At 61.6% G+C, this 13789-nt stretch carries 12 protein-coding genes; 3 read left to right on the forward strand and 9 right to left on the reverse strand.

Annotation, left to right across the window (positions count from 1 at the left end; genetic code table 11):
- Window positions 1-44: 44 nt before the first annotated feature.
- The 5 genes from A6U87_RS28445 to A6U87_RS28465 form a co-directional block, all read right to left on the reverse strand.
- Entirely contained in the window at window positions 45-860 is an 816-nt protein-coding gene (locus A6U87_RS28445; protein WP_065694679.1) for an ABC transporter permease, read from the reverse strand.
- Window positions 850-1824, reverse strand: a complete 975-nt coding sequence (locus tag A6U87_RS28450; RefSeq protein ID WP_065694680.1) for an ABC transporter permease — start codon at window positions 1822-1824, stop codon at window positions 850-852. The genes A6U87_RS28445 and A6U87_RS28450 overlap by 11 nt, the downstream gene beginning before the upstream one ends.
- Complete coding sequence (locus tag A6U87_RS28455; protein ID WP_065694681.1) at window positions 1821-2807, reverse strand: ABC transporter ATP-binding protein; 987 nt, start codon at window positions 2805-2807, stop codon at window positions 1821-1823. Before A6U87_RS28455 ends, A6U87_RS28450 begins: the two co-directional genes overlap by 4 nt.
- 273 nt (window positions 2808-3080) lie before the next feature.
- On the reverse strand, window positions 3081-4241 hold the full coding sequence (locus tag A6U87_RS28460; protein WP_065694682.1) for an ABC transporter substrate-binding protein: 1161 nt from the start codon (window positions 4239-4241) through the stop codon (window positions 3081-3083).
- Between the two features lie 123 nt (window positions 4242-4364).
- Window positions 4365-5273, reverse strand: coding sequence for a LysR family transcriptional regulator (locus tag A6U87_RS28465; RefSeq protein WP_065694683.1), 909 nt, complete (start codon window positions 5271-5273; stop codon window positions 4365-4367).
- 181 nt (window positions 5274-5454) lie between these two features.
- Between A6U87_RS28465 and A6U87_RS28470 the strand changes: the two genes are divergently transcribed.
- Window positions 5455-6171: a hypothetical protein gene (locus tag A6U87_RS28470; protein WP_065694684.1), complete on the forward strand. Its 717-nt coding sequence runs from the start codon at window positions 5455-5457 to the stop codon at window positions 6169-6171.
- A 67-nt stretch (window positions 6172-6238) separates the two neighbouring features.
- On the opposite strand, the gene lysS is transcribed toward A6U87_RS28470, so the two are convergent.
- The 3 genes from lysS to A6U87_RS28485 form a co-directional block, all read right to left on the reverse strand.
- Window positions 6239-7735 carry a lysine--tRNA ligase gene (lysS, locus tag A6U87_RS28475; protein ID WP_065694685.1) on the reverse strand — a complete coding sequence of 499 codons (1497 nt, stop codon included), beginning with the start codon at window positions 7733-7735 and terminating at the stop codon, window positions 6239-6241.
- A 16-nt stretch (window positions 7736-7751) separates the two neighbouring features.
- On the reverse strand, window positions 7752-9209 hold the full coding sequence (gltX, locus tag A6U87_RS28480; RefSeq protein ID WP_065694686.1) for a glutamate--tRNA ligase: 1458 nt from the start codon (window positions 9207-9209) through the stop codon (window positions 7752-7754).
- Window positions 9210-9404: 195 nt separating this feature from the next.
- Window positions 9405-11174: an SLC13 family permease gene (locus tag A6U87_RS28485; protein ID WP_065694687.1), complete on the reverse strand. Its 1770-nt coding sequence runs from the start codon at window positions 11172-11174 to the stop codon at window positions 9405-9407.
- A 199-nt stretch (window positions 11175-11373) separates the two neighbouring features.
- On the opposite strand from A6U87_RS28485, the gene A6U87_RS28490 reads away from it, so the two are divergent.
- On the forward strand, window positions 11374-11919 hold the full coding sequence (locus A6U87_RS28490; RefSeq protein ID WP_065694688.1) for a glutathione peroxidase: 546 nt from the start codon (window positions 11374-11376) through the stop codon (window positions 11917-11919).
- A gap of 5 nt (window positions 11920-11924) precedes the next feature.
- Here the strand turns inward: A6U87_RS28490 and A6U87_RS28495 are convergent, their stop codons facing one another.
- On the reverse strand, window positions 11925-12755 hold the full coding sequence (locus A6U87_RS28495; RefSeq protein ID WP_065694689.1) for an AraC family transcriptional regulator: 831 nt from the start codon (window positions 12753-12755) through the stop codon (window positions 11925-11927).
- Window positions 12756-12847: 92 nt separating this feature from the next.
- Here A6U87_RS28495 and A6U87_RS28500 point away from each other — a divergent pair, with 92 nt between their 5' ends.
- Window positions 12848-13774 (forward strand): phytanoyl-CoA dioxygenase family protein, encoded by a 927-nt coding sequence (locus A6U87_RS28500; RefSeq protein ID WP_065694690.1) that lies wholly within the window; start codon window positions 12848-12850, stop codon window positions 13772-13774.
- The last annotated feature ends 15 nt before the right edge of the window (window positions 13775-13789 follow it).

Genomic DNA, 13789 nt, shown 5'->3' on the forward strand with positions numbered 1-13789 from the left:
CCCTTGTCTTTGAGGGGCGGGATGGGGGTTATCCCGCTTCCTGTTTATTTGCCGGCTCCGGCGACCTGGTCGCCGTCGCGAGTGAGGTAGTAGGCTGCCAGGATCGGCAGGAAGGTGACGAGCACGACGACCATCGCGACTACGTTGGTAACAGGGCGCTGGCGCGGGCGGATGAGTTCTTCGAGCATCCAGATCGGCAGGGTCGATTGCTGACCACCGGTGAAGGTGGTTACGATGACCTCGTCGAAGGACAGCGCGAAGGCGAGCATGCCGCCGGCCAGAAGCGCCGTGCCGATGTTCGGCAGGATCACGTGCCGGAAGGTCTGGAAGCCATCGGCGCCAAGGTCCATCGACGCTTCGATCAGGGATCCCGAGGTGCGGCGGAAACGGGCGACGGCGTTGTTGTAGACGACGACGACGCAGAAGGTCGCGTGGCCGAGCACGATCGTCCAGACCGAGAACGGGATGTCGAACAGACTGAAGGCGGAGCGCAGCGCGATGCCGGTGATGATGCCGGGCAGCGCGATCGGCAGGATGACCAACAGCGAGATCGCTTCACGTCCGAAGAACTGCGTCTGGCTCACTGCGGCGGCGCAGAGCGTGCCGAGGATCAGCGCGATCGATGTTGCAATCACCGCGACCTGCACCGACAGTCCGAGGGCGGCCCAGACATCCGGCCGGTTCCAGGCGATCCCGAACCACTGCAGGGTCAGGCCCGGAGGCGGCCATTGATAGCTCTTCTCTTCGGTCGTGAAGGCGTAGACGAAGATCAGAAGGATCGGCAGGTGGAGGAAGAGCAGGCCGCCGCCGGCGGCGATCTTCAGGAGCAGCGGCGAACGCTGTGAACGGTCAGAGCGCATCGAAGGCCCCCTGTTTCTTGGCTAGCCAGAGATAGATGGCCATGATGACGATCGGGACGACGGAGAAGGCGGCCGCGAGCGGGACGTTGCCTGCGGTACCCTGTTGCGCATAGACCGCCTGGCCGATGAAAAGCCGCGACGAGCCGATGATCTGCGGAATGATGTAGTCGCCCAATGTCAGCGAGAAGGTGAAGATCGAGCCGGCGACGATGCCGGGCAGCGCCAGCGGGAACAGAACCGTGCGGAAGGTCTGGCTGGGTGTCGCGCCGAGATCGGACGAGGCCTCGATCAGATTGCCCTGGACGCGCTCGAGTGCCGCCTGTGTCGGCAGGATCATGTAGGGCAGCCAGACATAGACGAAGACGAGGAAGGTGCCGAGGTAGCTGACCGACAACGAGTTGCCGCCGATGATGGGTAGGTTAAGGATGCCGTCGAGCAGCCAGGACAGGTACAGCTTGTCGAAGATCCAGGTGAGGATGCCTTCCTTGGCGAGGATGAGCTTCCAGGCGTAGATCTTCACGAGATAGCTGGACCAAAGCGGCAGCATGACGCCGAGGTAGAACAGCGCCTTCCATTTGCCCTGCGCATAGCGGGCCGCATAGTAGGCGATCGGGAAGGCAACGACAGCGGAAGCCAGCGTCACCAATGCCGCCATGATGATGGTGCGGATGATGATGTCGAAATTCGTCGGGCTGAGGAGCTGAGCGTAAGTCGCCAGCGTGAACTCGTAGTTCACCAGGCCGGAGAAATCGTCGATCGAGAAGAAGCTCTGCAGGAGCAGCGCGATCAGCGAGCCGATATAGATGATGCCGAGCCACAGCAGTGGCGGCGTCAGCATCAGGATGAGCAGCAGCTTCGGGTGCCGCCAGAAGGCGTCGGAGAGCCGGCCGAAGAGCCCGCCCCGCCCCGGCAGGATCGAGGTCTCGCGCAGCGCCGCCGGCTTGGTGAGAGCAAGGACGGTCATGCTGCGTCATCCATGTAGTGTACGTCGACAGGCTGCCAGGCCAGACGGACGTTTGCGCCGACATCGGGAACATTGGCGCCGGCCGGCAGCATCACATGCAGGCGCGTGCCTTTGGTCGCAACCGTCAGACGGGTTGCCGCACCCAGGAAACTGGCATTTTCGACGCGGGCCTCGACGCCGTCGCCGGTGACATGGATCGCTTCTGGACGCAGGCTCGCCCAGCGCTTCTCGCCGCCGAGCGCGGTCATCAGGTCTGGCGCGATGACGTTGGAGGAGCCGACGAAATCGGCGACAAAGCGCGTTTTCGGACGACGGTAGATGTCGTGCGGCGTGCCTTCCTGGACGATGCCGCCGTTGTTGAAGACGGCGACGCGGTCGGCCATCGACAGGGCCTCGCCCTGGTCGTGGGTTACGAAGACGAAGGTGATGCCAAGCGCACGCTGCAGGCTCTTCAGCTCTTCCTGCATCTGCTCACGCAGCTTCAGGTCAAGCGCGCCGAGCGGTTCGTCAAGGAGAAGGACCTTCGGCTTGTTGACGAGGGCGCGGGCGAGCGCCACGCGCTGCCGCTGTCCGCCGGAGAGCTGGCCGGGCTTGCGCGCGCCGTAGCCCGGAAGCTTTACCAGCTCCAGTGCCTGCTCGGCGGCCTTCGTGCGCTCGGCCTTGGCTACGCCCTTGACCATCAGCCCGTAGGCGACGTTGTCGAGAATGTTGAGGTGCGGGAACAGGGCGTAGTCCTGGAAGACCGTGTTGACGTTGCGTCGATAGGGCGGGATCCCCTCGGCCGTCTCTCCAAAGATTTCGATGTGGCCGCCGGTCGGCTGCTCGAAGCCGGCGATCAGGCGCAGACAGGTGGTCTTGCCGGAGCCGGACGGACCGAGCATCGCGAAGAATTCGCCCGGCGCGATTTCGAGGTCGACGCTGTCGACGGCCCGAACCTGGCCGAAATGGCGTGAGACCTGTTGGAAACGGACTGCGGGGGTCATGGTAGGCTCCGATTTGCTCGTCTTGTTCTCTTCCCCGGAGGGAGAGCGAAGTGTCGAGAGGGCATGGGTATGCCCACTCTGCCAAACGTGGTGGTTCGGTCGATTGGCTGTGCCATTTGTTTCAAGTCGGTCGGTAATCCGAAGGGCGGACGAGCAGTGCGCGGCTAAGTTCGTCTTCGCTGATCACTGGGACGCTCGCTTCTTGCGTCTCCCGCGTCATCCGTCCTTCGGACATCTTCCTCCTCAGGAGGAAGAGTTCGTCGCTGCGGCCGTTTAGCGCCCGCCAATCACGCCGATATAGTCTGACACCCAGCGGTGATAGGGCACGCATTCGCTCTGCGTCGTGCACTTGGCCGTCGGGGTTCTCCAGAACTTGATCTTGTCGAAGTGGTCATAGCCATTCGTGGCGCAACCGGTATCCGTCATCAGCTCGTTGCCCTTGCAGGCAGCCGGAACGGAGGGAACGGCACCGAACCAGGCAGCAGCATCGCCCTGCACCTTTGCGGACAGCGAATGCTCCATCCACATGTAGGCGCAGTTCGGATGTTCGCTGTCGGCATGCAGCATGGTGGTGTCAGCCCAGCCGGTGACGCCCTCTTCCGGGAAGGTGGAGGCGATCTTCTGCTTGTCGGCCTGCATCAGGTTGACCTGGAACGGCCAGGAGCCCGAAGCAACCACGCCCTCGTTCTTGAAGTCGTCGATCTGGATCATGGCGTCGTGCCAGTAGCGGGAGACGAGCTTGCGCTGACCGCGCAGCAGGTCGAGGGCTGCCTTGTACTGGTCTTCGTTCAGCTCGTAGGGGTCCTTGATGCCGAGTTCCGGCTTGTGGGCCATCAGGTAAAGAGCGGCGTCTGCGATGTAGATCGGGCCGTCATAGGCCTGGACGCGGCCCTTGTTGGACTTGCCGTCGGGCAGGTTCTGTTCTTCGAACACGACGTTCCAGCTGGTCGGCGCCTTATCCTTGAAGGCGTCCGTGTTGTACATCAAAACGTTCGGCCCCCAGAGATAGGGGACGCCGTAGTGGACGCCGTTCACGGTGTACCAGGGTGCGTCCTGCAGGCGTTTGTCGACGTTCTTGAAGCTCGGGATCAGATCGGTGTTGATCGGCTGGACGCGCTTGCCGGCAACGAGGCGTAGCGAGGCGTCGCCCGAAGCGGTGACGAGGTCAAAGCCGCCCTCGTTCATCAGGGAGACCATTTCGTCGGAGGTGGCGGCGGTCTTCACCGAGACCTTGCAGCCGGTTTCCTTCTCGAAGCTGGTGACCCAGTCGTAATTCTTGTCGCTTTCGCCACGCTCGATATAGCCGGCCCAGGCCACGATGCTGACCGCACCTTCGCCCTTGCCCAAAGCCTTCAGCGGTTCTGCGGCCACAACCTGCGTCACGAAGCTCAGGCTCGCGAGCGCAACCGTGCACGATTTCAGAAGATACTTCATCGTCTGTCTCCCGGTTGGATGCCGCTTTTGCGGCGTTTTGTTCCCAACAGAAAGGTGACGCGAAAAAGCCGCTTTCGCAAATTCATTTATCAGAAAGCCGCTATCGGAATTTCCGATATCAGGCTATCGCGGGCGGCCTGAACGCATGGCTTCGGCGATGCCGACGAAGTCGCGCGCGGCCTGCGGCAGGCTGGAGCCTTTTCGCCAGACCATACCAACCTGAACGACCGGGAGTGAACCGGATACGTCGCGGCTTTCGATGCGGTCGCCTTCCAGCGACCAGGGGCGGTAAACGAGATCGGGAAGCAGCGCAACGCCCGCGCCCGTTGCCACAAGGCTGCGCACCGCTTCGACCGAGCGGGTGCGGAAGGCCACGTGCGGTCGCGCGCCAAGGGCCGAGAGCAGCTTGCCGGTGTTTTCCTCGATTTCGTCGACGGTGAGCATGATCAGCGGCTCGCGCGCGATATCGGCAATCGAGATGATATCCGCGGACACCAGCGGATGGCCGAGCGGCAGCCAGAGACGGTAGGGCGAGGTCTCCAGAATTTCCGCCTGCAATGCCATGCGGTCGCGCAGGTTGGAGATGACCATGACGGCGACGTCGAGCTCGCCGCCCACGAGCAGATGTTCGAGATAGCCGCCGTTGTCCTCGATGGCGCTAACCTCTACGCCCGGGCAGGCGCGGCGATAGCGCGCCAGCAGATCGGAGAGAACATAGCCAGCCACGAGCGAGGTGACGCCGATGTTCAGTTTGCCGGAAAGCTCGTTCTGCTTGCCGGAAAAGCTGCCGCGGGCGTCGGAGACGCTGGCGAGGATTTTCGTCGCGTGGCGCAGGAACTGGTGGCCATTGTGGGTAATGGACAGCCCGCGCGGATGCCGGTCGAACAGCTCGACTCCAAGGTCGGTTTCCAGCTCTTTCAGCGCTTCCGTAACCGAGGATTGCGAGATCGAAAGGTTCTGCGCGGCACGCGTGACTGACCCCTGCTCGGCGACGGCGACGAAATACTGAATCTGGCGAAGCGTGAAGACCATGCGCTGTTAGAGCATGGGGGCGAGCCCAGTGGCAAGCATGCGAAAAGCTTGGACCTTTTTTGGGATTAATCCCGTACTGACGCAAAGTTGAGGTCGGTATTTAAGCATTCAGAAACGTCATTTCTCTAGCGTCGGACGCGATTGTATCTCGTTGGAGTCTCTTGATGGCGGAGCAGTTGGCGTGAAGGCCTTACTGCGCATCTTCCGGCCTTCCCGGAAATTGGTGTTGATCATCGGCGGAATTGCCCTTCTCGCGGGCGTTTCCGGCGGTGCAGCACTGTATATCGGTAAGGACAATTTACTCGGTCCCGCAGCGGAGACCGTGAACGGAGTCGCATGCACTGACGTCAACCTCGTCACCATCAAGAAGCAGGACCGTGTCTGGATCCGTAAGTACATCAAGACGGAGCCGACGGACGGAATGACTCGGGTCAAGACGGCCCTGCGTGTGGCCAAGGCGGTCTACGAGGCAGAGAAGCCGGATCTGGTGCAGGTCGTCGTTCTCGATACGAATGGCCCGACACTGCGCTCCGATATTCGCGGCCGGGCTATCGGCGCCGACGTGGTCTATATCCCGCACCCGGATCCGATCGTCGAAAGCCTGGACGGCAAGACCTACACCGCGCGCTATTACGATGGGGCTGCCGCTTCGAACGGCCTCTTCTTCGGCGAGCGGGTCGACCTGCCGGAAGACGAGATCACGGCGTTGAACGCGTCGTTCAAGGACTATTCGGACTGTATCGATCCGATTGCCGTCGCCGCGACTGAAGGCGGTGAGGGCGAAGGTAAGGCTGCCAAGGGCAAAGCCAAGGAAGAGAAGCCGGCAGAAGGTGGCGGGCATGGTGCCGCCCCCGCCGAAGCGCCCACAGCCGAGGCCGCACCGGCCGCCGGCCACTGATTTCATGCCATAGAAAAAGGCGGCGGAATCGATGGGTCCCGCCGCCTTTTGGTATCCCTGGGTCTGCTCAGTCCGTCTTGCTGCGTCGAGCCGGGAAGAGGATGACGTCGCGGATCGACGGCGCGTTGGTCAAAAGCATGATCAGGCGGTCAACGCCGATACCGAGGCCACCTGCCGGCGGCATGCCCTGATCGATCGCATCCAGGAACTCGTCGTCCAGCTGCTTTTCCTTTTCGCCGCGGGCATGCGCCTGCTCCAGCTGCTCGACCATACGGCGGCGCTGTTCTTCCGGATCGTTGAGTTCCGAAAACGCGTTGCCGAGTTCCCATGCGTTGCAATAGGTCTCGAAGCGCTCGACGAGGCGCGGCTCGCCCGGTACTTCCTTGGCGAAGGGCGAAATGTCCTTCGGGAAGTGGGTGACGTGGCTCGGCTGGATCAGCGTGCCCTCGACCTTCTCCTCGAAGATGAAGGCAAGGCATTCACCCCAGGTCCAATCCTTCTCGACTTCAAAGCCGGCAGCCTTGGCAGCAGCGCGGGCTTCCTCGTCCGTCTTCATGGCCAGGAAGTCGAGGCCGGTCACTTCCTTGACGGCGTCAGGCATCGGAACACGCTTGAACGGACCCTTGAATGAGATCGTCTTGTCGCCGAAGGGGAAGTCCGTCGTGCCGTGGATCGACAGCGCCAGGCCTTCGAACAGCCGCTCCACTAGGTCCATGATGTCCTCGTAGTCGGCGTAGGCCCAGTAGCACTCCATCATCGTGAATTCAGGATTGTGCCGGGTCGAGACGCCTTCGTTGCGGAAGTTGCGGTTGATCTCGAACACCTTGTCGGTGAGGCCGGAAACCAGCGTGCGCTTCAGGAACAATTCCGGCGCGATGCGCAGATACATATCCTGCTTCAGCGTGTTGTGGTGCGTCTTGAATGGGTCTGCCGTGGCGCCGCCGTATACCGAATGCAGCATTGGCGTTTCGACTTCCATGAAACCGTCGTTTTCCATGAAGCGGCGGATGCCGGAGACGATCTTCGAACGCTGCTGGAAGCGGAGCTTCGATTCCTCGTTGGTCATGATGTCGAGGTGGCGCTTGCGATAGCGGATCTCGATATCGGAAACGCCGTGCCACTTCTCCGGCATGGGGAGCAGCGACTTCGTCAGCATGGTGATTTCGCGGGCGTTGATCGACAGCTCGCCGCGCTTGGTGCGACGCACCGTGCCGGTTACGCCGATGATGTCGCCGATGTCGATCATACCCAGCATGTTGCGGGCTTCTTCCGGCGTCACATCCTTGTGGCTGAAGATCTGGATCTTGCCGCCGGCGTCATGGATATCCATGAACATGCCGGAGTTGCGCGAGGAATAGACGCGGCCGGCGACGGTCACGACATCCTGCGTCTCGACGTCTGCCTCGAGGTCCTTGTACTTCTCCGCCAGCTCGGCGTTCGTCATCGTCCGGTGGAAATGCGCCGGATAGACGTCTCCGATCTGTTCGCGCAGCAGCTTCAGCTTCTGGGCGCGGACTTCGGTTGCGTCGGAGGAAAGGGTCGCTGTTTCGGTCTTATCAGTCATGATGCAAACGTCCGGTTCAGTTCTTCGGGCCGACGAGGGAGGCAACGGCCTGGGCGGCAAGCTTCAGGCGCTGGCGCACGACCGAACGGCCGAGGATTGCCATCGAGTCGAACAGCGGCAGCGAGCGGGACGAGCCTGATACGGCAACGAAGAGCGGGGCCACGATGACCTTGAGCTTCTTGCCCATGCGGTCGCCGATGGCGCGCAGTTCGGCTTCGATGGATTCGACGTTCCACTCGAGGATTTTTTCCAGATCCGGCTGCACGGTATTCAGGATCTCAAGGATCTCTTCGGGCGGCGACTTGATCTTGGCGAAGGCGGACGGATCGAGGTTGAGGTCCGACTTCAGAAGGAAGCCCATCAGATCGGGAAGCTCGCCGAGCTTCGAGATGCGCGACTGCGACAGCGCCAGGCCGGCCTTCAGGCGATCGTTTTCCATCGCCCAGGTCAGTACGCGGCTCTGGAACTCTTCTTCCGACATCTTCTCGCGGATCCAGCGGCCGTTCAGCCAGTCGAGCTTCTGGATGTCGAAGATGGCGCCGGCCTTCGAGAGGTTTTCAGGGTCGAACTTGCCCGCGAGTTCATCGATATCGAGCAGCTCTTCGCCTTCGGCGATCTGCACGAAGAACAGGCCAAGGAAGTTCATCAACGCTTCGGGGATGTAGCCGAGCGCCGTGTAATAGGAAATCGAAGTCGGGTTCTTGCGCTTCGACAGCTTCGACTTGTCAGCATTGCGCATCAGCGACAGGTGCATGAACACCGGCTGGTCCCATTCGAAGTAGCGATAAAGCAGGATGTGCTTCGGCACGGAAGCCAGCCACTCCTCGCCGCGAGCGACGTGGGTGATCTTCATCAGATGGTCGTCGATGACGTTGGCCATGTGATAGGTCGGCATGCCGTCGCCCTTGATGAGGACCTGCATATCAACTGAATCCCACGGGATCGAGACGTCGCCGTAAACGCCGTCGGTGAAGTCGCAGGAGCCCTCGGTCGGGATCTTCATGCGGATGACGGAGCTTTCGCCCGATGCGAGCTTGGAAGAGACTTCCTCGGCAGAGTATTTGAGGCATAGCCCGTCATACTTCGGCGGCTTGCCAGCGGCGCGTTGGGCTTCGCGCATTTCGGTCAGACGCTCAGGCGTGCAGAAACAGCGGAAGGCATGGCCCTTGTCCAGCAGCTGCTGGGCGTAGGGCTGATACATATCCTTGCGGTCGCTCTGGCGGTAAGGGCCATAGGGACCACCAATATCCGGACCTTCCGACCACTTCAGGCCGCACCACTTCAGAGCGTCGAGCACCTTGGTCTCGAACTCTGGTGTCGAGCGCGTGGCATCGGTGTCTTCGATACGCAGGATAAACTCGCCGCCGTGCTTCTTGGCGAAAAGATAATTGAAGAGTGCGATATATGCGGTGCCGACATGCGGCTCGCCGGTCGGCGAGGGAGCAATGCGGACGCGGACGCCGGAAGCTGTCATTTTATGTGCCCGTCAAATAGATGCCGGACGGCTTTCTGAGAGAAAGCGACGCTCGGCCGGAAAGAATGCAGATAACTGGATCAGGAAACCGGCCGGAAAAGGGCATTTTGGGTGCTTCTTCCGCCAATTGTCCGTTTGGCTGGCTTTAAGGCCATATTCGGTTGCACACGTCAAGGAAAATGCCGCCCAGTCAGCTCAGGTGACGGGCCAGACAAAGAGCAGTAGCGGCACGCTGACGAAAATGATGATGAAGGACAGCGGCAATCCGAGACGCGGATAATCGCTGAAGCGGTAGCCGCCGGGGCCGAAGACCAGCGTGTTGCACTGGTGGCCGATCGGGGTGAGGAAATCGCAGCCGGCGCCGATGGCGACCGCCATCAGGAACGCGTCGGGCTTGTAGCCGAGCGTCTGGGCAAAGCTCGCCGCGATCGGCGCCATGACCAGCACGGTAGCGGCGTTGTTGAGGAAGGGCGTTACCGCCATTGCCGTTATCAGGATCAGTGCCAGCGCGCCGTAGTGCGGCATCTGGGCGGCGAGATGGCCAAGCCAACCGGCGATCAGCTCGCTGCCGCCTGTTGTTCTCAAGGTGTCGGATACCGGGATCAGGGCGGCGAGCATGATCAGGATCGGCGCATCAAGCGCCTTGTACACATCGACCAGCGGGATCACCCGGAAGACGACCATTGCGAGGGCCGCGCAGAAGAAGGAGACAGCGACCGGCACGAAGCCGGTTGCCGTTGCGCCCATTGCCGCAAGCAGGATGAGCAGCGGCAGGTAGGCACGGCGCGACGTGCCGAGCATGATTTCTCGCTGGGCCAGCGGAAGGCAGGCAAATTCCTGCAGGAAAGCCGGCAGCGTGCGGCGGCTGCCCTGCAATACCAGCACGTCGCCGGCGCGCAGCCGCACTTCGCTCAAGCGTTCGTTCAGCCGGTGCCCCTTCCGGGAGACGGCGAGGAGATTGACGTTACGGCGGTTGGACAGCGACAGCTGCCGTGCCGACCAGCCGACCAGTTGCGATTCCGATGTTATGACCGCCTCGATGGAGATGAGGTTGCTGCGTTCGGTCGGTTCGACGATCGGCTTGCCGGATAGTTTGAGCTTAGCGTTCGAGACCATGCGGTCGAGTGCATCCGGGCTGCCCTCGAGGAGCACCGTGTCGCCGCTTTTCAGCACGACGTCGGGAAACGGCGACATCCGGGTATGGCCGCGCAGGATGGCGGTGGCCACCGCATCGCCATCGGCAAGCTTCAGGAGGTCGTTGAGCGGCTTGCCCTCGGCTGGCGATGCTTCGCCGATCGTGGCCTCGGAAAAGTACGCCTTGGTATCCAGCGCCTCTTCCAGCGAAGGATTTTCGTTGCGGCGCTCGGGCACGAGCCAATGAAAGAAGATCAGGAAGACCACGCCGACCAGCGCCAGCGTGGCGCCGACAGGGGTGAAGTCGAACATCGTGAACGGCTGGCCGGTGATCTCGGCGCGCAAACGCGAAACCACGATGTTGGGCGATGTGCCGATCTGCGTCATGAGGCCACCCAACAGCGCGGCAAAGCTCATCGGCATCAGGTAGAGCGATGGCGGCTTGCCGCTTTTGCGCGAAAACTGGAAGGCGACCGGGATCATGATCGCCAGCGCGCCGATGTTCTTGATGAAGGCCGAGAGCACCGCGACCACCACGAGCAGAAGCGCAAGCTGCGTGTGCGGTGTGTTGAGGTTCGGAAAGAAGCGCTTGATCATAATGTCGACAATGCCTGAACGGGCAACGCCGGCGCTGACCACGAGCGCACTGCCGACGATGATGACGATATCGTCGCTGAAACCGGAGAATGCCTTGTCGAAGGGTACAATGCCGACGCAAACCGCCAGTACCAGTGCACAACAGGCCACCAGATCGTAGCGAAATCGGTCCCATATGAAGACCATCATCATGAGGCCAATGACGCTGAAGGCGAGAATCTGCGGGGTTGTCATGCTGCTCCGAGGATCTGGGCTGGCGGCGAGGTTCGTCCGATAACTGTGCCGGAAGAACCACTTATCAATGCCGGGGCCCGGGCAAAGTTCCGATCGCGGCTCGTTCGCGAATTTTTGCGGGCAGGCGTCCATCTATCCGCTGGACAAACGAATGAGTGGGTATAGCTTCCCCGTCGCAATTTCATGTTGGAGAATTTCAATGACCGATCTTTTGTCTGTGCCCGTGACGCTTGCCGATGGCCGCGAAACGACGCTGAGCGAGTATCGCGGCAAGGTGGTGCTTGTCGTCAATGTCGCGTCCAAGTGCGGCCTCACGGTGCAGTACGAGGGGCTGGAGAAGCTGTACGAGGACAAGCGCGAGCGCGGCTTCGTAATCGCTGCTTTTCCGGCAAACAACTTCAAGGGCCAGGAGCCGGGCACGGACGCAGAGATCGTCGAGTTCTGCACGCTGACCTACGACGTGAAATTCCCGATCTTCTCGAAGATCTCGGTCAAGGGTGACGACCAGCATCCGCTCTACAAACTGTTGACGGGAATGGGCCTCCCGACCACGGGCGAAGGGCCGATGCGCGAGAAGCTGGTGGATCGCGGCCTCGCGACCGAAAGCGACAAGGGCGTGCTGTGGAACTTCGAGAAGTTCCTCGTCGGCCGCGACGGCAAGGTCGTCGCTCGTTTCGCGCCCGATGTTACGGCCGACGACCAGCGGCTGCTGCAGGCGATCGACAAGGAACTGGCGGCCGGCTGATCCTATCAGCCGCGGCGGTGCCGGCGGCGAAATTCGCTCGGCGAGCACCGCTCTCTATCCAGGAACAACCGAGAAAAGTAGAAGGCGTCGTCGATGCCGGTGGCAAGCGAGATCGCCTCGATTGTCAGGTCCGATGTCGTCAGCAGTTGCTTGGCGTGGTCGATGCGCAGGCGCAGCTGGAAGGCCTTGGGCGATAGACCTGTTGCCGCAGCGAAGCGGCGGCGCAAAGTTGCCGGCGACAGGCCGAATTCCCTGGCGAGCGCCGCCATGTCGACCGGCTGGAACGACCGCCACTGCAGCGCCTCGATCACCTCCTCGATGACCGCGTCTGTCTTCCTGGTCTCTGCCGCGCGGGCTGCCTGCCGGGCGGCTTCCACGACGATCCGGTGCAAGGTAGCCGACGATGCGGCAAGACCCAGCGGATTGTCTTCGGCGAATTCGGTATGAAGGCTAGCAAAGAGATGTTGCATCTCGCGCAGGTTTTCGAGCGGCACCAAGGGCGCCGCCTCCTCGATCAGGCGCTGGCGGATCCACTCGTCGGCGAAGGTGCCGGCGAACAATGCCCAGCGCTCCTGCCAGGTTTCGCCCGGATGGGGCCCATAGCCATGCAGTGTTCCGGCGGGAAGCCAGAAAAGCGCCGGGCCGGTAACCTCGACCGTGCCGGTCTTGCCCGTGTGCAATGTGCCGCCGCCCTTTTCCACCAGCACCACGGCATGCGTCGGTAGTCGGCGGTTATCTATTCGGGTCGCGACGCGCTGGCGTCCGAAGCCGGTCACGGCAAGGCTTGCTGCACCGGCCGGCGGCGAGCGATAGAGCGCGATGGCTGCGTCGTTCATGAGCGAAAAGTCCAGCTTGTGTTTCCGTCCATGGCTTTTATCATGTTTCCGAGTGAGAATTCGATATTGCATTCGCTTGGGAGGCGATCGAAATGTCAAGTCTTGCGCTTCAATCCACGAACGAGCCTGCGCTTGAGCTGTTTGCCGAGGGCAAGCGGCTGTCGACGGCACCGAACCGGATGGGCAGGCTGATGCCGACGGATCCGGCGATCGGGCTGCAAGAAATCCGGGAGCGCTACGATCAGCACGGATATGTGTGGCTGAAAGGTTTTCTGAAGCGGGATGACGTTCTGGCGTTTCGCGGCTGGGTGTTCTCGCATCTGGAAAAATCCGGTCTGACCGAAGCCGGGTCTGACCCGGTGTTGGGCTTGGCCTCCAGTGGGGAGCCGGAGAAGCAATTGGCCGATCGGATATTGATGTCGCTGGTGCGCTCGGTCGTTTTCGAAGGCTTTTGTGCCCAGCCACGCCTGGCCCAGTTCATGGATCAGTTCCTGTCGGGGATCTCCTATCTGCACAAGCGCAAGATCATGCGGTTCACCCGCCCGGGAACGCCGGTGGTGACGCCCGCGCACTACGATCTTGTCTATCTGCGCGGCGGCACCAGCCGGATCGTCACCGCGTGGATCCCGCTTGGCGATACGCCTGTCGAGATGGGAGGACTGGTTTATCTCGAGGGGTCGCATGCGATCGGTACGCGCATGGAGGTCGAATTTCAGGAGAAGAGCAAGGGGCTTTCGCCGGAAGAAAGGATCAGTGCGTTCAACCGGAACATGACGGCGGGCGGCTGGGTATCCAAGGACCTGCCCGAGATGGCGGAACGCTTCGATACGCGGTGGCTCGTTGCCGACTATGAGGCGGGCGATGTCATGCTGCACAGTCCATACATGATCCACGCCTCAACGGCAAACCAGAGCGCTGCCAACCGAATCAGGCTATCGACAGATATCCGCTACCAGAACGTCGATGACGAGATCGACGCTCGCTGGGGCAATCACTGGAGCCTCGGGGACATGCTTTGACGGCTTGTCCTCCCA

Source organism: Rhizobium sp. AC44/96, from assembly GCF_001692185.1.
GTDB lineage: Bacteria > Pseudomonadota > Alphaproteobacteria > Rhizobiales > Rhizobiaceae > Rhizobium.